The 26721-nt window shown below is 64.7% G+C and carries 29 protein-coding genes; 9 read left to right on the plus strand and 20 right to left on the minus strand.

The annotated features are described in order from the left end of the window. Positions 1–29: 29 nt before the first annotated feature. The 5 genes from fliJ to fliF all read right to left on the minus strand — a co-directional run bounded on the left by fliJ (position 30) and on the right by fliF (position 5468). Positions 30–467, minus strand: coding sequence for a flagellar export protein FliJ (gene fliJ / locus BSY238_RS15475; protein ID WP_069039934.1), 438 nt, complete (start codon positions 465–467; stop codon positions 30–32). Positions 468–545: 78 nt separating this feature from the next. Then, positions 546–2039 (minus strand): flagellar protein export ATPase FliI, encoded by a 1494-nt coding sequence (gene fliI / locus BSY238_RS15480; RefSeq protein WP_069039935.1) that lies wholly within the window; start codon positions 2037–2039, stop codon positions 546–548. After that, complete coding sequence (locus BSY238_RS15485; RefSeq protein WP_069039936.1) at positions 2032–2727, minus strand: flagellar assembly protein FliH; 696 nt, start codon at positions 2725–2727, stop codon at positions 2032–2034. The genes fliI and BSY238_RS15485 overlap by 8 nt, the downstream gene beginning before the upstream one ends. A gap of 37 nt (positions 2728–2764) precedes the next feature. Then, entirely contained in the window at positions 2765–3757 is a 993-nt protein-coding gene (gene fliG, locus BSY238_RS15490; protein WP_083224167.1) for a flagellar motor switch protein FliG, read from the minus strand. Further along, positions 3750–5468, minus strand: a complete 1719-nt coding sequence (gene fliF / locus BSY238_RS15495) for a flagellar basal-body MS-ring/collar protein FliF (protein WP_069039938.1) — start codon at positions 5466–5468, stop codon at positions 3750–3752. The genes fliG and fliF overlap by 8 nt, the downstream gene beginning before the upstream one ends. 199 nt (positions 5469–5667) lie before the next feature. Between fliF and BSY238_RS15500 the strand changes: the two genes are divergently transcribed. The 3 genes from BSY238_RS15500 to fliE all read left to right on the plus strand — a co-directional run bounded on the left by BSY238_RS15500 (position 5668) and on the right by fliE (position 8783). Then, positions 5668–6915 (plus strand): sensor histidine kinase, encoded by a 1248-nt coding sequence (locus BSY238_RS15500; RefSeq protein WP_083224070.1) that lies wholly within the window; start codon positions 5668–5670, stop codon positions 6913–6915. Next, complete coding sequence (locus BSY238_RS15505) at positions 6912–8318, plus strand: sigma-54-dependent transcriptional regulator (RefSeq protein ID WP_069039939.1); 1407 nt, start codon at positions 6912–6914, stop codon at positions 8316–8318. Before BSY238_RS15500 ends, BSY238_RS15505 begins: the two co-directional genes overlap by 4 nt. Before the next feature lie 147 nt (positions 8319–8465). Next, positions 8466–8783 carry a flagellar hook-basal body complex protein FliE gene (fliE, locus tag BSY238_RS15510; RefSeq protein ID WP_069039940.1) on the plus strand — a complete coding sequence of 106 codons (318 nt, stop codon included), beginning with the start codon at positions 8466–8468 and terminating at the stop codon, positions 8781–8783. Positions 8784–8835: 52 nt separating this feature from the next. Here the strand turns inward: fliE and BSY238_RS18445 are convergent, their stop codons facing one another. Further along, positions 8836–9006, minus strand: coding sequence for a PEP-CTERM sorting domain-containing protein (locus BSY238_RS18445; protein WP_150123958.1), 171 nt, complete (start codon positions 9004–9006; stop codon positions 8836–8838). A 690-nt stretch (positions 9007–9696) separates the two neighbouring features. Between BSY238_RS18445 and BSY238_RS15515 the strand changes: the two genes are divergently transcribed. The 6 genes from BSY238_RS15515 to BSY238_RS15540 are packed head-to-tail and all read left to right on the plus strand — an operon-like array spanning position 9697 to position 14828. Beyond that, entirely contained in the window at positions 9697–10449 is a 753-nt protein-coding gene (locus BSY238_RS15515; RefSeq protein WP_069039941.1) for a PEP-CTERM sorting domain-containing protein, read from the plus strand. A 5-nt stretch (positions 10450–10454) separates the two neighbouring features. Further along, positions 10455–11231 (plus strand): PEP-CTERM sorting domain-containing protein, encoded by a 777-nt coding sequence (locus BSY238_RS15520; protein ID WP_223300163.1) that lies wholly within the window; start codon positions 10455–10457, stop codon positions 11229–11231. 34 nt (positions 11232–11265) lie between these two features. After that, complete coding sequence (locus tag BSY238_RS15525) at positions 11266–12204, plus strand: PEP-CTERM domain protein (RefSeq protein WP_069039942.1); 939 nt, start codon at positions 11266–11268, stop codon at positions 12202–12204. Further along, on the plus strand, positions 12201–12575 hold the full coding sequence (locus tag BSY238_RS15530) for a VOC family protein (protein WP_069039943.1): 375 nt from the start codon (positions 12201–12203) through the stop codon (positions 12573–12575). The genes BSY238_RS15525 and BSY238_RS15530 overlap by 4 nt, the downstream gene beginning before the upstream one ends. Before the next feature lie 60 nt (positions 12576–12635). Then, positions 12636–13991, plus strand: coding sequence for an MBL fold metallo-hydrolase RNA specificity domain-containing protein (locus BSY238_RS15535; RefSeq protein ID WP_069039944.1), 1356 nt, complete (start codon positions 12636–12638; stop codon positions 13989–13991). Between the two features lie 18 nt (positions 13992–14009). Next, positions 14010–14828 carry a hypothetical protein gene (locus tag BSY238_RS15540; protein ID WP_069039945.1) on the plus strand — a complete coding sequence of 273 codons (819 nt, stop codon included), beginning with the start codon at positions 14010–14012 and terminating at the stop codon, positions 14826–14828. A gap of 104 nt (positions 14829–14932) precedes the next feature. Here BSY238_RS15540 and BSY238_RS15545 read toward each other — a convergent pair whose 3' ends face one another. From BSY238_RS15545 to BSY238_RS18835, 14 genes are all read right to left on the minus strand, one after another. Next, positions 14933–15820: a DUF4394 domain-containing protein gene (locus BSY238_RS15545; protein ID WP_069039946.1), complete on the minus strand. Its 888-nt coding sequence runs from the start codon at positions 15818–15820 to the stop codon at positions 14933–14935. 193 nt (positions 15821–16013) lie between these two features. Further along, positions 16014–16457, minus strand: coding sequence for a response regulator (locus BSY238_RS15550; protein ID WP_069039947.1), 444 nt, complete (start codon positions 16455–16457; stop codon positions 16014–16016). Further along, on the minus strand, positions 16438–17637 hold the full coding sequence (locus BSY238_RS15555) for a sensor histidine kinase (RefSeq protein ID WP_223300164.1): 1200 nt from the start codon (positions 17635–17637) through the stop codon (positions 16438–16440). The genes BSY238_RS15550 and BSY238_RS15555 overlap by 20 nt, the downstream gene beginning before the upstream one ends. Before the next feature lie 133 nt (positions 17638–17770). Then, on the minus strand, positions 17771–18529 hold the full coding sequence (locus BSY238_RS15560) for a flagellar brake protein (RefSeq protein WP_069039948.1): 759 nt from the start codon (positions 18527–18529) through the stop codon (positions 17771–17773). A gap of 67 nt (positions 18530–18596) precedes the next feature. Then, positions 18597–18896: an EscU/YscU/HrcU family type III secretion system export apparatus switch protein gene (locus tag BSY238_RS15565; RefSeq protein ID WP_069039949.1), complete on the minus strand. Its 300-nt coding sequence runs from the start codon at positions 18894–18896 to the stop codon at positions 18597–18599. Then, positions 18893–20074 carry a flagellar hook-length control protein FliK gene (gene fliK / locus BSY238_RS15570; protein WP_069039950.1) on the minus strand — a complete coding sequence of 394 codons (1182 nt, stop codon included), beginning with the start codon at positions 20072–20074 and terminating at the stop codon, positions 18893–18895. Before fliK ends, BSY238_RS15565 begins: the two co-directional genes overlap by 4 nt. A 4-nt stretch (positions 20075–20078) precedes the next feature. Further along, a complete protein-coding gene (locus BSY238_RS15575; RefSeq protein ID WP_069039951.1) occupies positions 20079–20378 on the minus strand; it encodes a flagellar protein FliT in 300 nt (99 codons plus the stop codon). Between the two features lie 110 nt (positions 20379–20488). Beyond that, positions 20489–20902, minus strand: a complete 414-nt coding sequence (gene fliS / locus BSY238_RS15580; protein ID WP_069039952.1) for a flagellar export chaperone FliS — start codon at positions 20900–20902, stop codon at positions 20489–20491. 33 nt (positions 20903–20935) lie between these two features. After that, a complete protein-coding gene (gene fliD, locus BSY238_RS15585; RefSeq protein ID WP_069039953.1) occupies positions 20936–22354 on the minus strand; it encodes a flagellar filament capping protein FliD in 1419 nt (472 codons plus the stop codon). Between the two features lie 13 nt (positions 22355–22367). Further along, positions 22368–22715, minus strand: coding sequence for a flagellar protein FlaG (locus BSY238_RS15590; RefSeq protein WP_083224071.1), 348 nt, complete (start codon positions 22713–22715; stop codon positions 22368–22370). 66 nt (positions 22716–22781) lie between these two features. Next, entirely contained in the window at positions 22782–24275 is a 1494-nt protein-coding gene (locus BSY238_RS15595) for a flagellin N-terminal helical domain-containing protein (protein WP_069039954.1), read from the minus strand. A gap of 676 nt (positions 24276–24951) precedes the next feature. Continuing rightward, positions 24952–25533, minus strand: a complete 582-nt coding sequence (locus tag BSY238_RS18825) for a GGDEF domain-containing protein (RefSeq protein ID WP_223300165.1) — start codon at positions 25531–25533, stop codon at positions 24952–24954. Further along, a complete protein-coding gene (locus tag BSY238_RS18830) occupies positions 25526–26206 on the minus strand; it encodes a hypothetical protein (RefSeq protein WP_223300166.1) in 681 nt (226 codons plus the stop codon). Before BSY238_RS18830 ends, BSY238_RS18825 begins: the two co-directional genes overlap by 8 nt. Beyond that, the gene (locus tag BSY238_RS18835; protein WP_223300167.1) at positions 26166–26714 is read right to left on the minus strand and encodes a hypothetical protein; all 549 of its coding nucleotides are present in this window, start codon (positions 26712–26714) and stop codon (positions 26166–26168) included. The genes BSY238_RS18830 and BSY238_RS18835 overlap by 41 nt, the downstream gene beginning before the upstream one ends. Between the last annotated feature and the right edge of the window lie 7 nt (positions 26715–26721).

Here is a 26721-nt window from a genome sequence, read left to right on the forward strand (position 1 = left end):
CAGCCGCGGAGCTGCGCGGAGGTGCAGAGTCAGTCGTCTGCAACCAGGCGACCCGAACGGTCGTCCGCCACGCGCTGCTCGGCCTTGGCTTCACGCTTGACCAGCGTGGCCTGATGACGGTCGGACAGGGTTTCGAAGGCCTTTACGCGGGTGCGGGTGTCGAGCCACACGCGCTGGCCGGCTTGGGCGCGGTCGCGCGATTGTTCGACCTGCTGCTGCTGGTGACCGATGGCGTCGTCGATGCGGGCGAGGAAGGCGGAGTAATTGCTCCACTGGCCCGGTGTCATGCCGTTGCGCGCAGCGGCCATGAACTGGTCCTGATATTCCTTGCGGTAGTCCTCGAGCATCGTGAGCTTGCGCGACTGGTCGTGCTCGCTGGCGATCAGTGCCGCCAGCGCGCGAGCCGACTCGTCCATGCGCGTCTGGCTCAGGTCGAGAATGGTCTGCAGTCGAAAGGGTTCAGCCATGATTCAAAGGTCTCTCTTCGACGGCGCACTTTGCGTGCGGCCGGTCACGGCCGCCACTCGTGTCACCGATTTTTGCAATCAGGGATTCAGACCGAAAATCTGGTGCAGCTTCATCACTGCGTCCTCAAACCCTTCACGTTCATCCATGGCTTGCTGCAGAAATGCTTCCAGCGTCGGAAACATGTTCACCGCAAGATCGAGCTGCGGGTCCGCGCCCGGCGAATAGGCGCCGACCGAAATGAGGTCGCGCGCGCGCTGGTAGCGCGACCACAGACCCTTGAAGCGGCGTACCAGATCGAAATGGCTGGGTTTCACGAGCCCGTGCATGGCGCGCGACACCGACTGTTCGATGTCGATGGCCGGATAGTGGCCCGCATCGGCCAGCTGGCGGGTCAACACGAAGTGACCGTCGAGAATGGCGCGCGCCGAGTCGGCGATCGGGTCCTGCTGGTCGTCTCCTTCCGCCAGCACGGTGTAGAAGGCGGTGATCGAGCCGCCACCCTCCGGCCCGTTGCCGGCCCGTTCGACCAGCTGCGGCAGGCGGGCGAACACGCTTGGCGGGTAGCCGCGGGTGACTGGCGGCTCGCCGATGGCAAGCGCGATCTCGCGTTGCGCCATGGCGTAGCGGGTCAGCGAATCCATGATGAGCAGCACATGGCGGCCTTGGTCGCGGAACCACTCGGCGACAGTGGTGGCATAGGCGGCGCCCTGCAGCCGCATCAGCGGGCTGGTATCTGCCGGCGCGGCGACCACGACTGATCGTTTCAGTCCGGCGGCGCCGAGAATCTGCTCGATGAACTCCTTCACTTCGCGGCCCCGTTCGCCGATCAGCCCGACCACGACCACTTCGGCCGACGTGAAGCGCGCCATCATGCCCAGCAGCACCGACTTGCCGACGCCGGAACCTGCGAACAGGCCGATGCGCTGGCCGCGGCCGACCGTGAGCAGCGAATTGATCGAGCGGATGCCGGTGTCCATCGTGCGGCGTATAGGCTCGCGCAGCAGCGGATTCACCGCGCGACTGGCCACCGAACGCGAATGCCGCGTAATGACGGGGCCGAGACCGTCGAGCGGCCGGCCAGCGCCATCGACCACGCGGCCGAGCAGGGCGTCACCGACCGGCAGGTGCTTGGCACGGTCGGATGCACGCCGGCGCGGCTCGAGCCTTTCAGTCGGTGTGGGGCGCTGCGGTACCGCTTCGAGCGGAATCACTTGCGCGCCGGGCGCAAGCCCGACCACGTCATCGGTTGGCATCATGAACAGCTTGTCACCGTGGAAACCGACCACTTCGGCTTCGCAACTGTTGCCGCCCGGCACCATGATGCGGCAGCCGGAGCCCAGCGGTAGCTTCAGTCCGGCAGCTTCCATCACCAGACCGTTGATGCGGGTCAGCCGCCCCGCGTGCAGGTACGGGTTGACGCGTCCGGCCAGCGTGCCGCAGTCGGTCATGAAACCCGACCACTTCGCGACGTGCGGGTTCGATACCGCCGGTGCGGTCGCCTCCGGCGACGCGGTGTCCGGCGTATCGTCGAGCGAGGCCTCGTCGGGCGCGGTATCCAGCGCGTCAGTCATGTTCTATCCAGTCCGCGTCATCGATCAGCGCCTCGACGATGCGCGTCCAGCGCGTGGCCAGCGTGGCGTCTATGTGGCTGCCACCGGCTTCGATCTTGCAGCCGCCGCGCGCGATCGCGGTGTCTTCGAATATGCGGTGGCCGGCGTGTGCCAGCTGGTCACCGGCATGCGAGCGCACGAGTGATGCGTCGTCCGGGTTCAGATAAACCGCCGTGTGCTGATGCGGCAGCTGGTTGATCGCTTCGCGTACAACCCCGACGATCACTTCCGGTTTGACCGCGATCGCCTGCCGTACCACCTGGCGGGCAATTTCCACGCCCAGGTGCAGTACGCCCTGCGCCACCTCGGTGTCGAGCGACGCCAGTGCTTCGTCGAGCTGTTCGATGACGCTGTGCAGGCGCATTGCCTCCATGCGCACGCGCGCCGTACCTTCTTCGTAGCCGGCGGCATAGCCTTCGCGGTGGGCGTCGGCCTGCAGCTTCTCTAGCTCGTCGGCCGTGGGCAGCTTGAAGTCGGGTTGCGTCTCGCTGTCCGCTTCGGCTATCGCGTCTGTTGTCGGTGCCGGCGTTGCGGATGCGCGGCCCCGCGACCCGCCCGGAGCATCCTCAATGCCCGCAGTCGGCGCGATGCCCTGGTCGAACACTTCGAGCTTCCAGTGCGTGAAAGCGAGTGCGCCGTCCGATGTCATCGGCTGCACCTGCCTTTGTCGTCCGCATTGAACCGGATCACAGCATTTCCTCGCCGCCCTTGCCGCCCATGACGATCTGGCCTTCTTCTGCCAGACGACGTGCGATCTTCAGGATTTCCTTCTGTTCGCCCTCGACCTCGGACAGTTTGACCGGGCCACGGCCCTCGAGGTCTTCGCGCAGGGATTCGGCGGCGCGCGACGACATGTTCTTGAAAATCTTCTCGCGCAACTCGGGCGAGGCGCCTTTCAGTGCCAGTACCAACTGGTCGCCGCTGACTTCGCGCAGCAAGGTCTGGATGCCGCGGTCGTCGATGTCGAGCAGGTTCTCGAACACGAACATTTCATCGACGATCTTCTGCGCCAGTTCCGCGTCGTATTCCTTGACCGCATCAAGGATGGCCGATTCATTCGCGCTGCCGACAAAACCCAGTATTTCGGCGGTCGCCTTGATGCCGCCGAGCGCGGTCTTCTTCATCTTGGCCGAGCCCGCCAGCACGCGCGACATCGCGTCGTTCAGTTCCTTCAATGCCACCGGTTGCACGCCGTCCAGCGTCGCGATGCGCAGGATGACGTCGTTGCGAAGCCGTTCCGCAAACAGTTTCAGCACCTCGGCGGCCTGGTCGAACTCCAGGTGAGTCAGGATGGTGGCGATGATCTGCGGGTGTTCGTTCTTGATCAGGTTGGCGATGGTGGCGGCGTCCAGCCACTTCAGGCCTTCGATGCCGGCAGTGTCCGAGTCGTTCAGGATGCGCGACAGCAGGTGGCCGGCGCGTTCTTCGCCGAGCGCCTTCGTCAGCATGTTGCGGATCAGCGTTTCGTCGGCCGACACGCGGCTGCCGGCCGACGTGGCTTCGTCGAACAGGTCGAGCACTTCGGTCACCCGTTCGCGCGGCACATTGCGCAACCCAGCCATCGCGGTGCCGATCTTCTGCACCTCGCGCGGCCCGAGATGCTTGAGCACCTCGGCCGCGGCATCCTCGCCCAGCGTTACCAGAAGCAGCGCGCTGCGTTCGATTCCAGCATCATTCATCGCCATTCACCCAGTGCTTGATCACTTCCGCGATCGCCTTCGGATCATTCTTCGCCATCGTGCGGGCGGCTTCGAGCTTGGTTTCGAACTCCAGTGCTGCGCGCGCCTCCGGTGACAGTTCGAGCTGCGCTGCCGCGCTGCCGGGCAGGGCTATCGGCTGGCCATCGGCATCCAGCGTGACGTCGCGCACGTCGTCCTCGTCGCGCTCGACCGGTTCGGTCAGGGTGCGCACCAGCGGCTTGAGCACACCGAACAGCAGGTAGGCGGCGACGCCGGCGACCAGCAGGTACTTCAGCAGGTCACCCGCCATGGCCGTCAGTTCCGGGTCCTTCCAGATCGGCGTATCGATCACTTCCTGCTGTATTTCGGTGAAGGGGGCAGATGCCACGTTCAGCGTATCGCCGCGCGCTTCGCTGAAGCCCATCGCCTCGCGCGTCAGGTCGTTGATGCGCTTGAGTTCGGCGTCGGTCAGCGCCACGGGCGTGGCGTTTCCCTTGTCATCGGTCTTTACCTTCTGCGCCACCAGCACGGCCACCGAAAGCCGGCGGATCTGGCCGGTCGGCTGGCGCACGTGCTGCACCGTCTTGTCCAGCTCGAAATTGGTCGTCGAATCCTTGCGCGTGTTGATCGGTACCATCGGCGGGGCGCCAGGGGCGCCTTCGGCTGCCGGCGTTCCCGGTGCCGGCGGGGTGGTGATCGGTGCGGTGGCCGGGGTCGGCGGCTGATTGGTCAGCGCGCCAGGCACGCCACCGGCGGCCGGCTGGTTGCTGATCGATTCGCTCATCTGCTGGCTGCGGATTGCGGCGTCCGGCGTCGGGTTCGGCTTGTAGGTTTCGGCCGTCTGTTCGGTCTGGCTGAAGTCGATGTCGGCGGCGGTCTGCACGCGGTAGTTGCCGCGTCCCATCAGTGGCTCCAGCATGGCTTCGATGCGCCGGATGGTGGATGCCTCGATCTCGTTCACATATTTCAGCTGGGTCGGGTTGAGCGTTGCGCCATCCTTCATGTCGCGGTTGCCGGACAGGAGGTTGCCGTTCTGGTCGAGTACCGACACGTTTTCGGTGGCCAGCTGCGGCACGCTCGATGCCACCAGATGCACGATGCCGCCGACCTGCTCCGGACTCAGCGTGCGACCGCCGAGCAGACCGAGCACCACTGATGCCGACGGCTTCTGGTCGTCGCGCAGGAAGGCGCTCTGCTTCGGAATGGCCAGATGCACGCGAGCGTTGTCCACTGCCGCCAGGGTGCCGATCGTCTGCGCCAGCTCGCCTTCCAGCGCACGTTGATAGGTCACCTGCTCGGAAAACTGCGACTGCCCCATCTTCTGCTTTTCCATCAGCTCGAAGCCGATCGAACCACCGCGCGGAAGGCCCTGGGCGGCGAGCTTCAACCGTGCATCGTGGACGAACTGCGACGGCACCAGAATGGCGTGACCACCTTCGGAAAATTTGTACGGCACGTTCTGCTGCTGCAGCATCGCGACAATGGCGCCGCCGTCCTTGTCGTTGATGTTGGAGAACAGCACTTCGTAATTGGGGCTGCTACTCCACAGCGTGAGGCCGACCAGCAGCGCGATCGCCATTGCGAGACCGCCGGCCAGTCCCATCTTCTTCTGCATCGGCAGGGCAGCCAGCCGCTGCTGGGCGAGCGCAAGCGGGCTGGACTCCCCGGCGAGGGCGGTGTTCGGATCAAGTACGGCGTTTGCAGCGGCCATGTTTCGTCTCGCGCAGGTGACGGATGAGGGGTCTGCGGCAGGCAGACCTTGCAGGATGAGACGGATTGTCGGCGTGCCTCGCGCGAGCCGTTCCGCGGATAAGGCGGGTTTTTGGGCGGCTGATCCGCCCGAAAACGTGGCCTGCGCCTTGCTACGCTGGCACGGTCGATCAATTCCTGCGCCTGCCGGCGTTCCGTACATGGCCGAACCCGCTGCTGCCACTGCTGCCGTCACCGCCGCCACTGCCGCGGACGCGCCGCGCATTGCGCCGGAGGAAGCAGCACGCCTGGCCGAAGCCTTCCGCCTGTTCAATGCCGCATCGGCCGAGCTGTCGGAAGCCTACGGCACGCTGGAACGACAGGTCGCCAGCCTGACCGAAGAGCTGGCTGAGGCGAATGGCGAGTTGCGTCGCCAGTACGAACAGAAGGCGCGCCTGACCGACCGCCTGACCACCCTGCTGAACCAGTTGCCGGCGGGCGTCGTCGTGGTCGACGGTGCTGGCGGAATCGAACAGGCCAATCCGGTGGCGTTCGACATGGTGGGTGCTCAGGCAGGTCAGTCGTGGTCGTCGTGTACTGGCCGGCTGGTTCAGGCCGATGCCCCCGCTGAATGGGACTGCACCGACAGCGAAGGTGCGCATCGCCGGCTGTCGGTCAGCGACGCGCCGCTGACCGGCGAGAACGCCCGCATCGTGCTGCTGCACGACATGACGCGCCAGCACGCGCTGAAGATTGCCGCCGCGCGCAACGAACGTCTGGCCGCGATGGGTGAAATGGCCGCGTCATTGGCGCATCAGCTGCGCACACCGCTGGCCGCCGCCACGCTGTACGTCGGCACGCTGATCGGCCGCGAACTGCCGCCGGCCGACATGCGTTCGATTGCGTCGCGCGCGCAGGACAGGTTGCGCCATCTCGAGCGGCTGATCCGCGACACCTTGATGTTCGCACGCGGCGAAGTGCTTGGCCGCGAGGCGATAGACGTCGCCGGCCTGCTCGAGGAATTGCGCCACACGGTCGAGCCGGTGGCGCGCGCGGCCGGTGTCGAACTGATGGTCGATGACGCATCGGCAGCAGGCACGGTGTCGGGCGATCGCAAGGCGATTGCCAGCGCGCTGGTCAGCCTGCTCGAAAACGCGGTGCAGGCCTGCGGCACGGAGGGTGAAGTCGGCCTGTCGGTCGGCATCGACGGCAACCGCCTCGGTTTCACCGTGCGCGACACCGGGCGCGGCATCGCGCCGGAGATTCAGGAAAGACTGTTCGAGCCCTTCTTCACGACCCGTGATGAAGGAACCGGACTCGGGCTGGCGATTGCACGCGGTGTGGCGCGCGTGCACGGCGGCGACATCGAATGCGTGTCCGCGCCCGGCGCGGGCAGTCAATTCACGCTGCGCCTGCCGATCACGGCCGGTAGCGGTGCCCCGGAAGACATGCTGGAGAAGGTGCAATGAGCGAAAAGCTGAACATCCTGGTGGTCGAGGACGAACCGAATCTGCGCGATGCGCTGTGTCTGGCTATCGAATGCGCCGGCCACCGCGTGATCGGTGCGGCGGACGGCCCGCAGGCGTTGCGCATGATCGAGCGCAACACCGGCGAGCACGCGCTGAATCTGGTCATCACCGACCTGAAGATGCAGCCGATGGATGGGCTGACGCTGCTGCGCGAAATCCGCGCGCGCGAAGCGGCGCTGCCGGTGCTGTTGATGACGGCCTTCGGCGATGTCGAGAAGGCGGTTGCCGCGATGCGCGCCGGCGCCTGCGACTTCCTGCTCAAGCCTTTCGAACCGGACGTGCTGCTCGCCCACATCGATCGCTATGCCGCACCGGTGGTGACGCCGGCCGACATGGTGGCCGAGGACGCGCGCACCCGGCAGGTGCTCGGTCTCGCCGCGCGGGTCGCCCGCTCCGAAGCCACCGTACTGCTGACTGGCGAATCCGGCACCGGCAAGGAAGTATTTGCGCGCTACATCCACCAGCAGTCGGCGCGTGCCGCGATGCCTTTCATCGCGATCAACTGCGCCGCCATTCCCGACAACCTGCTCGAAGCGACGCTGTTCGGCTACGAGAAGGGCGCGTTCACCGGGGCCGCCGCCGCGCAGGCCGGCAAGTTCGAACAGGCCAATGGCGGTACGCTGCTGCTGGATGAAATTTCCGAAATGCCGCTGGCGCTGCAGGCCAAGATGCTGCGCGTGCTGCAGGAGCGCGAGGTGGAGCGGGTCGGCGGCAAGAAGCCGATTCCGCTCGACATCCGCGTGCTGGCCACCAGCAACCGCGATATGGAAGCCGAAGCGCGCGCCGGCCGCTTCCGCGAAGACCTGTACTACCGCTTGAACGTGTTCCCGATCGGTATTCCGTCGCTGCGCGAACGGCCGGGCGACATCGTGCCGCTGGCGCGCCACTTCCTTGCCGGATGCGCGAAGGCGCAGGGCCGCGTGCTGCGGCTCGGCAATTCGGCGGCGGCAATCCTTGCCGGTCACGACTGGCCCGGCAATGTGCGTGAACTGGAAAACACCGTACAGCGCGCGGCCATCATGGCGCCTGATGACCTGATCGAAGCCGAGCACATCATCCTTGGCGGCCAGCGTGGTCTGTCGCGCCCGGTCGCGGTGCCCGCTCCCGCCGTGGAGTCGGTCATGCCGACGCCCGCGGCCAACGATGCACCGCCCAGCGCCACGCCCGACGCGCCCCTTAAGGTCAGGTCGGTGCGCGACATGGAACGCGACCTGATACTGGAAACCCTCGCCGCGGTCGGCGGATCGCGCAAGAAGGCGATCGAGAAACTGGGTATTTCCGAGCGCACGCTGCGGTATAAACTGGCGCGCTACAAGGCGGATGGATTGCTGCGGGAAGGTTGAAGATTCCTTGCAGTGTGTTGGCGCGGGAATTGCTAATGAATCATCAACCGGGTCGAATCCCCTGAATGGGTGGTCCGCGGGCGGCATTTTTTGCCGCCTTGCGGCGCAGCGCAGGGCAGTCAAGCCGAACTGCAATGGAGGAAAGTCATGAATACCAGCCTGAACCAGATGATCACCGAACTGCGCTCCACCGCGCAGGTCGCTGCCGGCAAGCCTGCCGCTCAGGCGGGCGCCGATTCGGGCGCTGACTTCGGTGATGCGCTGAAGAATGCGATCGAGCAGGTTAATGCGGCTCAGGCGCAAGCCAGGCAGATGTCGGAAGGTTTCATCACCGGCACTTCGGAAGCCAATCTGCAGGACGTGATGATCGCGTCGCAGAAGGCCAGCCTGTCCTTCCAGCAGATGGTGCAGGTGCGCAACAAGCTGGTGAATGCCTACCAGGACATCATGAACATGCCGGTCTGATCGATCGGATCGCGCAGGCAAAACCGGCTGTTGGCCGGTTTTTTTTCGCCTGTCAGCAGCGGCGCAGTGCCAGCAGCGCAAACAGGCCGCCGGCGAGCAGCACCGACGGGGCAGGTTCCGGTACGACGCGGACATAGGCCTGACGGCAGTCGAAGCCGGAATCGCCGAGTGCGGAGTAAGAGTAAGCATTGATCGGTGCGCCTTCGGCCTTTGTCAGCAACACGACGGGGGGGGCGCTGCTGCCTGGCGCCCGGTCGTTGAGCGGGCCGCCGAACCGCCGGGCGTGGCGGTTCGTTCGGCCCGTCGGCAAATCTCGAAAGCGACGAACTTGTCGTACCGGTTGAGCAGCAGGCGGCGTGGACACCTGTGCTGCCCAGCGCGCAGGCGACCATTGCGCAGCCGAGTCGGCACGTGCACGCCTGCGGAATCGGGATCGAGAACACGGGCCGCCCGTTCCGGAACGAGAGCGGAGAACGATGTCATTCAAGCCCCCAAGCGTGCCGCACTCATCGGGCCAGGCGAAACGACTGAGTCGTTGCGCCAAGACCGTGATGCGTTCTGGCGCCGACTGCAAGCGTCCAGATCAAATCTGCGGATGTCACAGTTGACAATGATTCTCATTTAACAGATTCTTCGGTCGCCCGCGCTACTGCCCACGAGCTTCGTTGGAGCAGTCACGCGGCACCCGCTAGCCAGGCGTCGACAACCCCGTCCGTCACCCAGCGAGTCCTTCGCCAGCCACCGCCCGAACCGCACGGGCGCGCAAGCCGTCCGTTCCGCCGCACGCGCCCGACCCGCCAGCCGCGACCGCATCGGTCCGCCAGCCTCCGACTGCACGCCTCGTCGCGCCGCACCGCCATTGCATGGCGGGCAGCGAAGTGCAGAAAACCATCAAGCTCAATGAGGTGACACCATGACCATGCGCAAACATGCCCCGTCTGCAGCTGCAGCCCTGATGCTGGGAGTCCTGCTGACCGCGGCTCCGGCGCACGCCGTGACGATAGACGTGACCGAGGACGTGATGACGTCTTCCTTCTTCCAGGGCGCAAACGCCGTGCGCGGCTACGCGGGTGACAACCGGCCGGTGTTTCGCGTATCGACCGGCAACCCGTTCGGCACGGTCGGCGCCGAAACCATCTATCTCGCATTCGATTACGACTTCTCGTCCTTCACCGGTCCGGTCAGCGCCGTGCTGACGGTGCAGGCAACGAACGGCGGATTCGGCGCCGATGCGAGCGCCGACAGCCCCTTCACCGTGTCGGCACATGGCCTGGCCGCGAATCCGCTCACGGCCATCACCGATGACACGAATCCGGGCGGCAGCGTGAGCTGGCTCAACTTCTACAACCAGAGCATCCTGCCGGCCGACCTCGCAGCGCGCAGCGTCGTGACCGGGTCGGGCGCGGTCACCTTCGATGTATCGGCCCTCGTCAATGGCTGGGTCAGCGGAAGCAATGCAGTGCAGGTAGTGGCATTGACCGGCCTCAACGACAATTCGGGCAACGAGTTCCTGCACGGTTTCCTGAACAACACCGAAGCGCCCGGTTCGGTCTTCCTGACCGTTTCCGCGGTGCCGGAACCCCAGACCTACGCAATGTTGCTCGCGGGACTTGGTCTGCTGGGTGTGGCGCGTCGCGCTCAGCGCGTCGCCGGGGGCAAGCGGTGAGCGGCATGATCGTTCCGGTACGAAGGTTGGTCGGCGCGCTGAGCCTCGCCGGACTGTTTGCTGCGGCACCCGCACAGGCCGGCCACTACCCGATGTATGCAAGCTGGGACCAGCCGGACGGGCCGGGCAGCGACCTCACGTTGAGCTACAGCTTCAGCAATCTGCTCGACGGAGGGCTGCGCGATGCCGCCGGCGTGGCGCTGCCGGCGTCGCTGCTGCGCAGCGCCTTCGAGCAGGCGCTGTCGGATTACGCGGCAGTGCTGCCCATCCATTTTGTCGAACTGGCCGATAGCGGGCCGCTGCCGGAAACAGGCGAGTACGACCCGACCGGTCTGGCCGACATCCGCGTCGGTCTGGTCGCCGACATCAGCGATGCGAACGCCTACGCCTACTTTCCGTTTTCGGCCGCCAGCGGCCTGGCGGGCGACATCGTGTTCAACGCCGGGCGCTTCGGCGCCGGCTGGACGCCACTGTGGTTCTACGCGGTGGCCCAGCACGAACTCGGGCATTCGCTCGGCATGGGGCATTACGACAGTGGCGATGCGACGGTGGCAGCGTCATCGCAGTTCTCTGTCTACGAAGGGCCGGTGTTTGCGCTCGACGGCGAAATGGTCGTTGCGCTGCAGGGCGTCTACGGCGGCGGCAGGGGTTCGGTCACACCGCTGTCGGCGGTGCCCGAACCGCAAGCCTGGGCCTCGGTGCTGGGCGGCCTCTGCCTGGTCGCCGCGCTGGCACGTCGTGCCGCACACCCTGTTCGATACCGGGAGACCGCTGATGCGTGATCGCACATCGACATCACGACGTCACTCCGTTGCGATGCCAATCTTCGCATGGCTGCTGAGCGCAGCAGCGCCACCGGTCCTGGCACTCGAGATCGAGTTCGACTACACCTACGACACACGCGGATTCTTTACCGACCTGGCGACCGGTGCGCCGCGGGTCGACCGCCGCGCCTTGCTCGACATGGCCGCCTCCCATTACCGCGGCTTCACCGACACGCTGAGTGCGATCATGCCGGCTGAGGGTGACCAGTGGTCGGTCTCCTTCCTGCATCCGAGCCTGGGCGGGCCCGGCGTGACGCTGAACGACGTCGCCATCGAAGCCGACACCTTGCGCATCTACGTCGGCGGCTCGCCCTCCGCGCCGGGGGTGCTGGGCTTCGCCGGTACCGGCGTCAACCTGCAGGCCACCGGCAGTGCCGCCTTTGTCGACGCCGTCATGACGCGCGGCCAGCTCAATACCACCGGCCCGCACGCGAGCGACTACGCCACCTGGGGCGGCTACATCTGGTTCAACGCCAGCAATGACTGGTACTTCGGTGCCGATGCCGCGGGTCTGTCGCCCGGCAGCCCTGACTTCCTGACCACAGCCACGCACGAAATCGGTCACATCCTCGGCTTTGGCGAAGCCGATTCCTGGCTGGCGCAGATCGATGCCGGCACCGGTCTGTTCACCGGCACCGCGTCGCTGGCGGCGTACGGCGGCGGCGTGCCGGTCGACCGCTACGGCAGTCACTGGGCGGAGGGCACGATGAGCGAGCGCGATGGCCAGATGCAGGAGACGATGATGGATCCGAGTACCCCCTTCGGCGAACGCCAGTTGCCCACCGCGCTCGACTACGCGGGCTTTGCCGACATGGGGTGGCAGGTGTCGTCGGTGCCGGAGCCGGAAAGTGCCTTGACGCTGCTGGCCGGCCTGGCCCTGATCGGTCGGCGGGCGAGTCGCGCCGGCGTTCACCGGAGCGACACGCGATGAATCTGGATCCGGTCGAAATCAAGGCCTTCGTGCCGGCCACCGACTTCGAACTTTCGCGCAGGTTCTACCTGGCGCTCGGCTTCGAAGTGCCGTGGGCGGACCACCGGCTCGCGTACGTGCGCCACGGCCACGTGAGCTTCCTGCTTCAGGCGTCCGACGAGCCGGTGTTCGCCCGGCAGTTCCAGATGCATCTGCTGGTGGCCGACGTGAATGCCTGGCACGCGCACGTCGTGTCGGCCGATATCGCCCGCCGCTTCGGCGTGTCTGTCGGTCCGCCGGAAGACCGTCCCTGGGGAATGAGGGATTTCGTTCTGTTCGATCCGGCCGGCGTGCTTTGGCGCATCGCGCAGAATCTCCCGCAAGCGGGCTGACGGTCATGCCTGTCGCTTGACGCCATCGCGGCCTACACTCGTGGCGGGAGGACGACAACGATGAAGATTCGATTTCTGGGCGCCGCCGGCACGGTGACCGGCTCGCGTTACCTGCTGACGCACGAGGGGCACTCGCTGCTCGTGGACTGCGGCCTGTTCCAGGGCGTGAAGAACATCCGCAGCCGCAACTGGAAACCGTTTCCGGTCGATGCGGCCGGGCTGTCTGCGGTCGTGCTGACGCACGCCCATCTCGATCACTCCGGCTATCTGCCGCGGCTGATGCGCGAAGGCTTCGACGGACCGGTGTGGGCGACATCCGCCACGCGCGAACTGGTCGACATCCTGCTCGAGGACAGTGCCCACCTGCAGGAAGAAGACGCGCGCCACGCCAACAAGTACGGCTACAGCAAGCACCATCCGGCCGAGCCGCTGTACACGGCCGATGACGCGCGCCACGCGATGAAGCATCTGCGCAGCACAGGCTTCGGCGAACCGTTTGCGATCGGCCCGTATCGCGTCACCTTCCAGCGCGCCGGGCACATCCTCGGCGCGGCCAGCGTCTGCATCGAATGTGCCGGGCAGCGCATCACCTTCAGCGGCGATCTCGGGCGACCGGACGATCCGGTGATGCACGCTCCCGAGCCACTCCCCGAAACCGACTGGCTGGTGGTCGAGTCGACCTATGGCGATCGCCTGCATCCTGAACATGACCCGTTTGCCACGCTGGCCGACATCGTCAGCCGCACCGCGGCACGCGGTGGCACGGTGCTGTTGCCGTCGTTCGCGGTCGGCCGCGCCCAGACGCTGATGCATCTGCTGGCCACGCTGATCGACGAACGGCGCATTCCCGACCTGCCGGTGTTTCTAGACAGCCCGATGGCGATCGACGTCACCGGTGTGTTCCGACAGTACCGGCACGAGCACCGGCTCAGCCAGCAGGCGTGCGACCGCATGCGTGACGCGGTCACCTTCACCCGCACGCCGGAAGAGTCGGAAGCGCTGTCGGGCAATCGCTACCCCAAGGTGATCATCGCCGGCGCCGGCATGCTCAATGGCGGGCGCATCCTGCATCACCTGCTGGCGTTTGGCGCCGACCCGCGCAACACGATCGTGATCGCCGGCTACCAGGCTGAAGGCACGCGCGGCGATGCCCTGCTCAAGGGCACGCGCAGCCTGCGCATCTTCGGCCGCGATGCGCCGATCAGCTGCGAGGTGGCCAAGGTCGACGGCCTGTCGGCGCACGCCGACTACCGCGAGATTCTTGAATGGCTGCGCCCGGTCGGGCGTGCGCCGCGCCGTGTATTCGTGACGCATGGCGAGGCTGCCGCGGCGGACAGCCTGCGCCAGAAGCTGGAACACGAGCTGGGCTGGTCTGCCGTGGTGCCCGAACAGGATGAAACTTATGTGCTCGACTGACGACCGGGCTGTGGGCGCATGGACCCGGTGGCCGGTGGCTTGACGCTGCTGCGCGTGTTTCGTGCAGGGGCGGTGATCGGCGCGCTGTGGCTTGCGTTCGAAGTGCCCGTGCACGCGACCGATGGCGCGCCGACGATACCGGTCGCAGAGGTTGTCGTGGCGTCCGCTGCGACCGATTCCGTGGCCGATCCCGGCGCGGTCTGTCCGCCGACCGACGGCTGCCCGGCCTGTCCTCAGCCGCAGATCGTCTGTGTCTCGCCGTCCGATCTGCCTCCCGACCCGCCACCAGATGAACCTGTCTGGGCCCGATGGGGCAAGGATGCAGCCGGCGCGCTGCTCGGCATCCTGTTCGGTACGCTGCTGTCGCTCTACGTGACGGTGGTGTTCGACCGCTACAGGCGATTCCGCGAAACGCTGATCGACATCGCCCAGGCGCGCCTGCACAACGATGCCTACCCGACAGCCGCCACCGGACTGCAACCGGTGCGCGACGCCGCGCTCGCGTACGCCCAGCTGCTCGAGCGCAAGCAATGGACGCTCGATGCCGACGGCCATCTGGACGCGGCTGCCGAGGTCGGCAAGCTGACCGCATTCGCGCGGCTGTCTGCGCTGTGCATCGAAAACCTGCTGCTCGGCAATACGCGCGGACTGACGCCAGATGCCTATCTCGTCGCCTTCCAGGGGGAATACAACCGGATCATTGGCAGGGACTTCGTGCAATTCGAACAGCGTCTCACGCCCGATCGGGGCGCCTTGCTGCGACCCTGGCCACGCCCGCCGGCACCGGTGGCGCGCAAGGTCGTTCCGGTGGATTATTTCAACCTGCTGCTCGGCTGATCCGGGCTGTTGGCACGCATCGTCGAGCAAGAGCAAAAAAAGGCTTCGCACCCTGCGGCGCGAAGCCTCTGAAGTTAGCGCGAACCGAAGCTCGCGCTACGTGCTCAGGCCTTGCTCATGCGACGACGCGCCATCATGCCGATCAGACCGAGACCCGACAGCAGCATGCCCCAGGTTTCGGGTTCCGGCACCGGTGCCATGAAGGATGCCGATGTGAAACCGCGCAGGTTGGCGTTCAGCGCGCCGTTGAACGTGGCCAGACCGGTGCCCAGGTCAATCGAATAAAGCCCGCTGTCGCCGTTGTCCAGCGTCAGGGCTGCCCAGCCCATGCCGCTGGCGTCGATTTCGAAACCGTTGGCGCCGATCACGTTGCCCGAAATGCCGAGTGATCCGACCGTCGTGATGGTCGGGGCATTGAAGGCGGTCGGTGCGACGTGCAGCGTATCGGTCGTGGTGTTGAGGTAGTACAGCGCGGTCGATGCCGGGCCGCTCATCGCGGACGCGTCCGAGTTGGTGTAGGCGACAGCGCTGAAGCCGGACGGGATGACGCTGGCAGCATTGCCGACGACGCCCGTATTGACGTTGATCGCCAGGTTCTGACCGACATTGCTCACGTAACGCAGCGACGCCGCACCGGCGAAATCGGCAACCGGATTGAAGTCGATGCCGTAGGACAGCGAGGGATTGACCAGCGGGGTGTCGAGTGCCGCCATGAAGGTGGCCATGCCGCTCGACACGTCAAGCGTGTAGATGCGATTCAGGCTGCTGACGCCATACACCATGTTGTTGCTCGGGCGCAGATCGATGCCGAGGATGCGTTCGCCGGCGCCCAGGCCGGTGATCGACGTGAAAGTGGCCGCCGAAGTGTTGCTGCTGCTGATCATGCCGATTTCGTTTCCGGTCGTCAGACCGATGAAATCGGCAGCGCCGGCCGGGGTTGCGAGGGCGAGCGCGAGGGTGGATGCCGCTGCCAACAGGGTTTTTTCGTACATGTCTGACCTCTCCGAAGAAAATGGTTGGGGAAATGGACGAGACCGCAACTCGAAAGCGCGTCGTCATTCCCACTACTCGGCAGAGGCTCAAACGGATGCAGGTATCACCGAACTTTCATGTTTCGAGGCAGAAAAATTCGAATCGGAGTAAAAAAACTTTTTACATCAGATAGTTGTATTTTCATCTGAGCGTTCAGATTCGCGGTGGCGGCTCATTGATCAGCGCCCAGAAAATGCCCAGGCTGGTTACCGTGCGCGAAAACTGGTCGAAATCCACCGGTTTCACGACGTAGGCGTTGATGCCCAGGTCGTAGCAGCGGCGAAGGTCCGGATCTTCGCGCGAAGAGGTCATGATCACCACTGGAAGGGTGCGCAGGCTGTCGTCACGACGCATTTCGACCAGCATGTCGATGCCGCCCATGCGCGGCATGTTCAGGTCGAGCATCATGAACAGCGGTTGGCCACCTTCGCGCGTGGCGAAGCGGCCGCGCTTGTAGAGGTAGTCCAGCCCCTCGACCCCGTCGCGAACGACGACAATGTCGTTGGCGAGCTTGAGTTCGCCAAGGCTGAGCAGCATCAGTTCGACATCGTTGACGTTGTCTTCGACAACCAGAATGTCACGCAAGTGCAGGGACATCGCTTGCTCCTGTGAAGGGATCTGCAGAACGCTCCACCGCGGCACGGACCCGCCGTGGCAAGGCGACGAAGAAGCTGGCACCTGCATTGGTTTCGCCGGTGGCCCAGACGCGGCCACCATGGCGCTCCACGATGCGTTTCACGTTCGCCAGTCCGATACCGGTGCCTTCGAATTCGCTTGAATGATGCAGGCGCTGGAACACGCCGAACAGTTTGCCTGCATATTGCATGTCGAAACCGGCACCGTTGTCACGGATACGGAAAACGAGATCGTCGCCGCTGTCGTCGATGCAATCGACTTCGATCACTGCGGGTGCGCGGTCGCGCGAATACTTCACTGCGTTGGCCATAAGGTTGTAGAAAACCTGGTAGAGCAGCTTCGGATCGGCCTGTACGTCCGGCAGTGCGCCGACTTTCAGTTCAACGACATGGCTGTCCATGTCGGGGGCAAGTTCTTCGGCCACCTCGGCGATCAGCGTGTTCATGTCGCAATGCTCCCGGCGCATTTCGGTGCGGCTGGCGCGTGAAAATGCGAGCAGACCTTCGACGATGTCGCTCAGGTGATGCACTGACGCCCGGATGCGCTCGATATAGCGCTGAGCCGGGTGGTCAGGCGGTGCCGGGTGCTTGTCGGCCAGCGCGCGCGCGAATCCTTCTATGTGCCGCAGCGGACCGCGCACGTCATGCGAGATGGCGTACGACAGCGATTCGAGTTCGTCGATCTGCTGCTTCATCTGGCTGTTCAGCGCGCGCAGTTCGGCTTCGTACTGCTTGCGGCGGGTGATTTCAGCCTTCAGTTCGATGTTGGCCCGGCTGAGCGACTCGGGACTGGGCAGCGACAGCGCGATCGGGATCAGCCGCCACAGCATGATGGCCGTTCCGATCGATACGCCTGCGGTGAAAAGACGCAGCCAGCCGTCCAGCCAGAAATCCGGATACCACAGCGTCCAGATGTCCATCACATGGGTCAGGCCGCAGGCCATGATGAAGACGCCGAACATCACGAAGATCGGACCGAAACTCAGGTCCTCGCGACGGCGGACGAAGGACCACAACGTGATGGGTATCGAAAAGTAGGCGAGGACGATGAGCACGTTGGCCACTACGTGCAGCAGCAGCAAATCCTTCTGCCAGGAAAAACAGTAGCCGTGAGGCAACAGCGTCTGCAGGTCGTTCACCATGTTCATTGCCTCGTGGTCTCGATCGTGGATGGCACGGCCTCCGCCATCATCGTAAGACCTTAGCGCACGCATTAGTTGCCGTCAGCAACCTAACGACCTGCAATACGGCGTGAATTCACATGTCGAGACCAGGTTACTCGACGCCTCGCGCACTTGTACGTTCCTGCTCGATGCGCAGGATGTAACGCTGGATCAATGCATCGGCGGTGGCCGGCAGGCCGATGAACTGGCAACCGGCACGCAGTTCGCTGCCGCCGCGTTCGGTGACGCGGAACATGTTGCGCACCTGCAGCGTGGCGGTGATGGTGCCCAGTTCGGGCAACATGATCTGGCACTGGTCGATCAAGCTGTCGACCGACAGGTTCAGGCTGCTCGGTGGCGCCACCACGGCCAGTCCGCCACCCGAAATATCCACGATGTTTGCCTCCGTCATGCGTCCGTTGCCGTCACCGGTCGGGATCAGGCAGCGCAGGCGCGGATTGGGCGGCACGATGAGGCGATAGTAGTCACGCCGCTGCAGGCGCAGCATGCGCGTCGGCAGCGGAATCTCCAGCGCCTGGCCACCCTCGAATTCGACGCCGCGGCAGCGCGGTACCATGAATTGAACCTTCACCTTTTCCAGCGAGGTGAGGCAGACGAGTGGTGAGGACTTGAGCGCCTTTTCGAGGTGCTTCTCGTCACGCGGCGCATCGAGCACCACCGCGCCGCGCGCTTCGTCGATGTCCAGTAGAGCGGTCAGAAAGGGCTCGCTGGAACGGCCGGCATAGACCGAGATGTTGGCCTTCTGGTCCTTGATCGCGCGCAGGTAGAACAAGATGTCGGTCGTGCCGTCCAGCACGTAGCGGGCGAAGTCGTCGGCTTCTAGCAGATCGAACCGGATGTCCTCGGTCATGGAATGCGTCCTGTCGGTGTGCCGCGCCTGATTGCGCAGGACTGCGGCGGTGCGTTGGAGGGCAAGGTCAGGCGGGCACCCTGATGGTCGATGGCGGTGCGGCGTTCAGGCCTTTTTCGACACGATAGATCCACGCCAGCAGTTCGGCTACGGCGACATACAGTTCGGGCGGGATGCGCTGGTCGAGATCGAGTCCCATCAGCAGGGCGACCATTTCACGCGATTCATGCACGAAGACGCCAGCCTCCCGCGCACGCCGGATGATTTCGTCGGCCACCAGCCCGCGGCCCTTGGCCACGACGCGCGGCGCGGCATCACCGGCACCGTAGGCCATGGCGACCGCCTGGGCGCGGGCAGATTGCGTCATGCCATCACCTGCGCGCCAGCAGGACCGGACGTGTCGTCCTCGGCCGCCTCGGTCGGCTCACCTTCGGTAATCGGTGCTGCATCGCCGAAGGTCACCTGACCCAGACGCAGTCCGGCGTCGCTCATGCGCTGCTGCAGCTCGAGCAGGGCGCCGCCCATGCGCAGCCGCGCCTCCGGATCACTGGAAAAACTGAGTGCGATGCCATGGTCGCGCCACAGCGTCAGGGATGTTTCGATTTCCCCCAGACCGGGCAGCACCAGACGCAGACGCGAGGTCCAGGGTACATCGGCGTCTGCTTCTGCAGCGACCTCGTCGGCGCGTCCGTCGGCGCGCGGGTCATCGATCTCGATCTTCATCATCTGTCCGGGCCAGGCGAGTCCTTCCCAGGCGAGCGAGTGCTGTGACAGGCCCAGCAACTGGTTGTGCACCAGCGGTCGCAATTCGGCTGGCGTTGCGGAATCTGCGCGCGCGGCTTCGGCCTTTTCCGGGGCGGCTGCGTCGCTGATCTGTGCGAATTCGGCGCCGGCCCGCGCAAGCGTTGCGGTATCGGCGCGCTGCCCGGCGGCCGGCGTTGCACGGGTGTGTGGATCAAAGGCACGCTGCGGTTCGCGCTCGGTGGATTCGATCGTGCGCTCGCCGCTGACCCACTGCGCCTGGTGCGACTCGTAGAACAGGCCGCTCTGGCCGATCGCGCTCGCCAGCCGGCCGGCAATCAGTGGTGTCGCGGCGGCGTCGGTCACGTTGGCGCTCGCGCGCAGCATCGCCGGATCAATCAATGCCTGCCCGGCCGACAGGCGGGTCGGCGGTGGCGCCGGGCGGTCGAGCAGGGCGCTGATGGCACGCGCCGGCTCGCTGAGGCTGACATCGGCAGTTTCGCCGGCCGCGGAATCCGGGACCAGCGTGGCAATCAGTGTCTGCGCATTGCGCGAAACGTGGGTGAGGGTGACCGTGCTGCCTTCGCGCGCGCCCTGCGGAAGCTGCAGCGTGACCATCTGACCGGCCACCTGGGCGCGTGCGCGCCCGTCCTGCAGGTTCTGGATGATCTGTGCGGTGTAGCGTTCGCCGGGCTGGAATTCAGGCAGCTGTTCGCCGATCGGGCTGACCGGACCGGCGACCTGCACCGAGCCGCGGGCCAGTTCCGCAAGACGTTGCGAGATGCCCGGCAGCAGGTTGTTCATGCGTTCAGCCGTTTTCGGCCCGGCCTGCCGGCAGCTTGCCGAGGAACACCTTGACCTGTGCCATCCAAGGCTCGACGTGGCGGCGCACTTCGGCGTCGTGGGCGAGTATCTGTTTCATCAGCGCAACCTTGCGGGCGCGCTCGGAGGGCGAAGTCGCTTCTTCGTCGTTGTCGGCGATGCGCTGGCGCAGCGCGGACACGTCGAGTTCGAGCGTGACCAGGCGGTCCCAGTCGTTGGCGCGCGCGGCATCAACCATGTGACTGGAGATCTGGTGCATGTCTTCGAGCAGGGGCAGTGAATTCATGTCGTCGGGCCGTCGTGCAGGAGGTACCGGTTAGTCAATGAGCGTACAGGCGGGCAGCGGTTCGGAGGCGCACATGTAAGTGGTAATTACCGTGCAATTTCCGCTTTTGCCTACATGGGCGCGCCTTGCGACAGCTTCTGCCTGATTTCTTCCCAGGCATCCTTCAATTCGCCCAGCAGGTGGCTGACTTCTTCCAGTGCGGCGCGGTCGTTGTGGGCATTGGCATGCAGCAGGCGCGCGCACATGTAGTCGTACAGGGCATACAGCCGCTGCGCCAGTTCGCCGCCGGCGTCCAGATCCAGACTCACCTTGAGGCCGTTGCCGATGATGTCGATGGCACGCGAAATCGACAGGCCCTTGCCCGCGGTTTCACCCATTTCCATCTGGTGGCTCGCGGTGGATACCGACATCAGCGCACCGTCGAACAACATCAGGATAAGCAGGTGCGGATCGGCTCCGGCTACCCGGGTTTCCATTCCGACCTGTGCGTAAGCCATGTGCGGATTCGAAAGCGAAGCAAACATGAAAGTCCCTTTTCCCCGGTCGTGGTGAGTGCATCAGCTCGACGATATCGTCGGCAGATTGGCCAGTTGTTGCGTCAGATAGTTGCTGGTGGCGGTCATGTTGCTGATCAGTGTGTCGAGCGCGCTGAATTGCTTGCGGTAGCGCGCCTCGATCGTCAGCAGGCGGTCGGACATCGCTTCGGCGCGCTTCTCCAACGACTTGGCGGCTGCGGTCAACCCTTCGGTGCGGCTGGAAATGAGGCCGCCAGCGTCGATCATGTCGTCCATCAGGCCGGTCAGCCGGCTGCCCATGCCCTTGACGTCATCGAAGCCGCGGAACAGCTTTTCCACGTTTCCGTTGTCGAGCGCAGTCGTGAGTTTGGTCGAGTCGATTGCCAGCTTGCCGTCCTTCTCCACCGATACGCCGATGGACGACAGATTCAGGCCGGGGGCGATCGAGGTGCCGACCAGGGCACTCAGGCGGTTGCGCAATGCCAGCATCGTGCTCTCGCCATTCAGCGTGGCGGCTTGGTCGGTTTCCGTGTTGTAGCTGGTCTGCGTCTTGATGATCCCGAGTGCATCGTTGTAGGCCTTGACGAGACGCTCGACGCCGCTGCGGGCGACGCTCGTGTCATTGGTGACGGAGACCACGGTAGGCGAGCCGACGTTGGTCTTCTTCAGGCTCAGCGTCACACCCTCGATCGCGTCGGTCAGCGTGTTCGTACTCGATGTGATGGCGATGCCATTGACCGTCAGCGTGGCGTCGGAGGCCGGAATCATCTGCGACAGGCGCGAGGTGCCGCCGGTCGATGCGTCGTAGATCAGGCGCGACAGTCCCGCGTCGTCGGTGTTGTTGCCGTCGTCGTCGGTGGCGGTGATCTTCACCGTGTTTTCGGTTCCGCCATCGACCGAGCGCAGCACCAGGCGATGGCCGGTGCCGTCATTGACGAGCGAGGCGGTGACGCCCGCGTCGGCGTCGTTGATGGCGTCGCGCACGTCGGCCAGCGACATCGCATCGCTGCCGATGGTGATGTTGACGGCGGCCTTGTCCGGGTTGGCGGTGAATGCGCCGGCGTCGTACTTGCCCAGCTGTATGGTCAGCGTGCCGCTGCCGACGCTGGCTGTGCTGCCCGCGAACTGGCCGGACGCAACCACTTGCGATTCAGCCAGCGTATTGACTTCAAGCGTGTAGTTGCCGGCAACCGCCGTTTGCGTACCGGCAACTGTTGCCACGTCGGCATTGCCGATGGCTGCCTTGCGTGCGGTAAAAGTTGCCGCATTCGACAGGGCGGTGGCGGCAGACTGGATGGATGACAACGCACCCTTGATGGAACCGTAGGCGGAAATCTTCGCCTGTACGCCGGCTTCCTTCTGCGCGAGCAGCGTCAGCGGGCGCTGTTCGAGCGACATCAACTGCGATACGAGGCCTGAAACGTCAAGCCCGGAGCCGATTCCTGCGGAAGAGATGGCCATGGTGACGGGCCCCTCAGGCCTTGCGCTCGATCAGACCGCTCTGGCCCTTGCCGAGCGCGCGCGCAATGGCGATCAGTTCCTCAGACGGGATCTGCCGCAGGATTTCCTTGGTGCTTGAATCGATGAGTCTCACGATTGTCTTCCCTGTTTCCTTGTCAATCGTGAAGAGCAAATTCTGGTCCACCGGCTGAATCTGGCGGCGGATTTCATCCACCGTCTGTTCGATCTGTTCGGTTGTGAGCGGGGTGTTCTGCGCGGGTTGTTCACGCACACTGGCGGGCACCACGACATTCACTCCGGTGCTCTGCGTGAGGGCCGGAGTGAGCGGTGGCGAGGTACTCGGGACTGGCTGGATCGCCATGACGATTTCCCCTTGCAGTTAGCGGGGCACGGCGAACCGTGCCCCGTTTCTTTCAGTTGCTTGTGCTTAGCCGCGGAGCAGGCTGAGCACGTTCTGCGGCAGCGAGTTGGCTTGCGCCAGCATCGCCGTACCGGCCTGCTGCAGGATCTGCGCGCGGGTCAGATTGGCGGTTTCCATCGCGAAGTCGGCATCCTGAATGCGGCTGCGGGCTGCGCTGACGTTTTCCGACGTGGTCTGCAGGTTGCTGATCGTGTTCTGCACGCGATTCTGGATGGCACCCAGCGAAGCGCGTTGCGTATTGATCGACTGCAGGGCAGCGTCGATGACGTCGATCGCGGCATTGGCACCGGTCTGGGTGCCAACGCTGATCGAAGCAACCGACGACAGCGCACTGGCGTTCGCCGTGGTGGCGGTGAAAAGACCGCCGGCCGACGCGCTGGTGACCGAGAAGGCGTCCGACGACGAGAACTTCAACGTACCGCCGACCGTCGAGGAGTCGGTGGTCGCCGTCGCGCCTGTCAGGACGACTGCTGCACCGGCCGTTGCGCTGGTGAAGGCATTGCGACCCTGCAGGCTGATATCGCCAGCGCCAGCGAAGTCTGTGAGCGAGATGTCCGCGCCGCTTTCCGACTTCAGCGTGACCGAACCGCCGCTGACCGTTGCGGTGATGCCCGTGGTGGCCGCGTAGTTATTGATCGCGGTCGAGAGCGAACTCAGGTCGGAGGTATTGCCGATAGTGGCCGACACGGCGACACCGGTCGTGTTTTCGCCGAACAGCGTGAAGGTGTAGGTGCCGGTGGCGGTCAGGCCGCTCAGCGTGGCTTCGGTCGCCGCCGTTGCGCTCACGCCGGTGGTGGCGCTCTGGGCATTGACGGACGCAGCGACAGCCTTGGCCGTATCGGCGAGATTCACTGCAACCGCTGCCGTGCCGAGCGAACCGGTCACGGTCAGATCTTCGGCCGCGACGACGGTGTTGGCGACACGGGCGCCGGCACCGGCGGCGAGGGCGGCTGCATTGTTCAGCGTGCCGTTGGCGCTGACGGTATTGGCACCGATATTGGTGGCCTTGGTGTTGCTGAGGCTGATGCCGATCGACTGGTTGGCGTTTGCGCCGACCTGGAAGTACTGGCCGGAGAACGAACCGTCGAGCAGGTTCTTGCCGTTGAACTGGGTCGTCGAGGCAACACGGTTGATTTCCTGTTGCAGCTGCGAAACTTCCTGCTGCAGGGCCTGACGGTCGCTGGCGCTGTTCGAGTCATTGGCGGCCTGAACCGACAATTCACGCATGCGCTGCAGACCTTCGGTGATCGAACCCATCGCGCCTTCGGCAGTCTGCGTCAGCGAGATGGCATCGTTGGCGTTGCGGACAGCCTGGTTCAGACCGCGCACCTGGGAGGTCATACGCTCCGAGATGGCGAGGCCGGCGGCGTCGTCCTTCGCGCTGTTGATGCGCAGGCCCGAAGACAGGCGCTGCAGCGAAGTGGCGAGCGAACTTTGCGAAGAGTTCAGGTTGCGCTGTGCGGTGAGCGAGGGCACATTGGTGTTGATGAGTTGCGGCATTTTGTTTCTCCTGTCACGAAGTGGTGTGTAGTTACGGCGCTCCGGGCTGCATGGCCCGCTGTTGATGTCGCCGATGTTTGAAGTAACGGAGTTGCCGCTGCAAACTTTAGCGGGGCACCTTAATGAAAGCCTTTGTCGTCTTGGCTTTCAGGCGGCCGGCGATATGAAATGGCTTGCCCTTGCGGCATGTACGGGCGTTCATGCTCACGTGAGGTTGCCGCCGCAATCGTTTTTGCCTGCAAGGTCGGCCCGTTTTGTGCTCCGGACAGCGTGCCGGACCTGCTCCGGACTGTTACGGAATGTCAGCGGAGCGCGGCTGAGGGGCTGCTGACGGGCGGCTCAGTGTCCGCCGTGATGCATGACGCAACCAGGAATCTTTCGTTGGGCATCGCCTGCGGCTCACCCCAACCTACGCACACCCGACCGCACCGCCGCCGTGGAAAGCACTTGGGGGTTTGGGTGAGCCGCAGGCGATGCCCAACAACCAAACATCGATCCCGCATCACTTCTGCATGGAAGGCGCTGGTAGCAGCGATGTCTGCCAATCTCTGACTGGGTGCGTGACTACACTGCGCTTCGTATGGCCATCCCGGAACAGGCAGCCCGGCGCGAATCACGATTGAATGTTGTCGGCAACGGGAAACAAACGACGGGCGCGGCGACTGCCGCGCCCGGCTCACGCAGCGATCGGCTGTTCGGGCGCGATGACCACGCGATTCTTGCCGGTGGCCTTGGCCTGATACATGGCCACGTCAGCGCGCTCGATGGCCGACGTCTGCGGTTCTTCATGGCCGACCACGGTGACGCCGGCGCTGAAGGTGATCAGCAGCTTGTCGTTGTTGGCCAGGAAATAGCGCTTGGTAAGTTCGCGCTGCAGGCGCTGCAGCACGATGACCGAATCCTCGACCGAGGTCTCCGGCAGCAGTATGACGAACTCCTCACCGCCGTAGCGCGACAGCGTGTCGTGCGGACGCAGGCAGTCGCGTACCGTGCCGACCAGGTGCAGCAGCGCCTCGTCGCCGGTGTTGTGACCGTAGGTATCGTTGAGCCGCTTGAAGTTGTCGATGTCGAGAACGGCAAGGCACAACATCGAACCGCGCCGTGCGGCGCGCGACACTTCCTTGGCATAGGACTCTTCCAGCCCCTTGCGGTTGAGTGCGCCGGTCAGCGGGTCGTGACGCATTTTTTCGCTGGTCTGTTCCAGTTCGACCTGCAGGCGCTGGATTTCGTTTTCTGCCGCACGCACGCGGTCACGCATGTTGTCGACCTCGGCTCGCGACTTTTCGGTCGTTGCGCGCATGGAGTGCGTGGCGGCGATCACTTCGGCGATGACGTCCTGCAGCGAACCGATGTCGTCGGCGGGCAGCGATCGTTTCCGCATAGCCTTCCATTTTTTCACCGAAGCCCGATGTGGCTTCGGTGAAGCTGCCGAGCTGCTCGACAAAACCCGCCAGCATCAGCTTGATCTGGTGCTTCGCGTCGTCGATGTTGCCGCGCAGCGAGCCCTGACGCTCGATCACTTCGCGCAGCCGGCGCTCCACTTCATCCAGTTCGCGCGCGCTCAGCGGGTGATCGCACAAGGCGCGCAGCGAATCGATCTGACCGCGCATCCAGCGGTCGTCCAGAACCAGTTCGCCGATATTCTTCAGCAGCAGGTCAAGCAGCGACAACAGACCGGCGCGGATTTCAGCCTGATCGTCGACCACCCAATTCAGGCGGTAGACGAGGTTGCGCAACTTGGACGCCAGATCATCGACGCCGCGCATGTCGCGCACGTCGCGCAACGCCTGGCCCAGCACGAGGGCTTCATCGCGCAGCTCAGGCGCCGAAATCAGCAGGCTGCCCACCACACCTTCGAGCGTGCTCGCGAACAGGTCGCGCAGCGCAGCGTCACTGTTGTCCAGCGCGGGGAACGATAGTGTGGGTGCCATGGCCATGAGGCTCCGCCGCGGCGGCACCACTGCTCTCGCAGGATTCCCAGTTGTCTGCAAGCTTGCTCAGCCGCGCGTAGAGGACGTCGAGCTCGCCGCTCGACGAATCCAGCAACTGCTGGATCACCACCTGCTTCTGCGAATAAGTCAGCGAGTCGTGATTGCGTTCGAACTGCTTGAACAGGTCCTTGAGCAGAGCCGTCCATTTGCGCTGGGGCGCCGCCTGCGCACGCAGCAGGCCGACCAGCGATCCACTGATCGCCGACCAGCTGCGGCTGACGACAGCGCTTTCGAGCCGTTCGACGAATTCGATCTGCGATTGGTTGAGGCGGGGCAGGGTGCTGCAGACCAGCTTCAGCGCGCGTTCCGGGAACAGGTCGTCGGCCTTGGTACCGGCGATTTCGTGATAGAGCGACCGGTAATTTTCCGGTGTCGGCTGAAGCTGACGCATGGCGAGACGTCGCAAGGCTTCACGGGCGATTTCGAGCGGCTGCATGGCGTCAGACATTTCAGTG

Origin of the sequence: Methyloversatilis sp. RAC08 (genome assembly GCF_001713355.1) — a bacterium.
In the GTDB taxonomy this organism is placed as follows: Bacteria; Pseudomonadota; Gammaproteobacteria; order Burkholderiales; family Rhodocyclaceae; genus Methyloversatilis.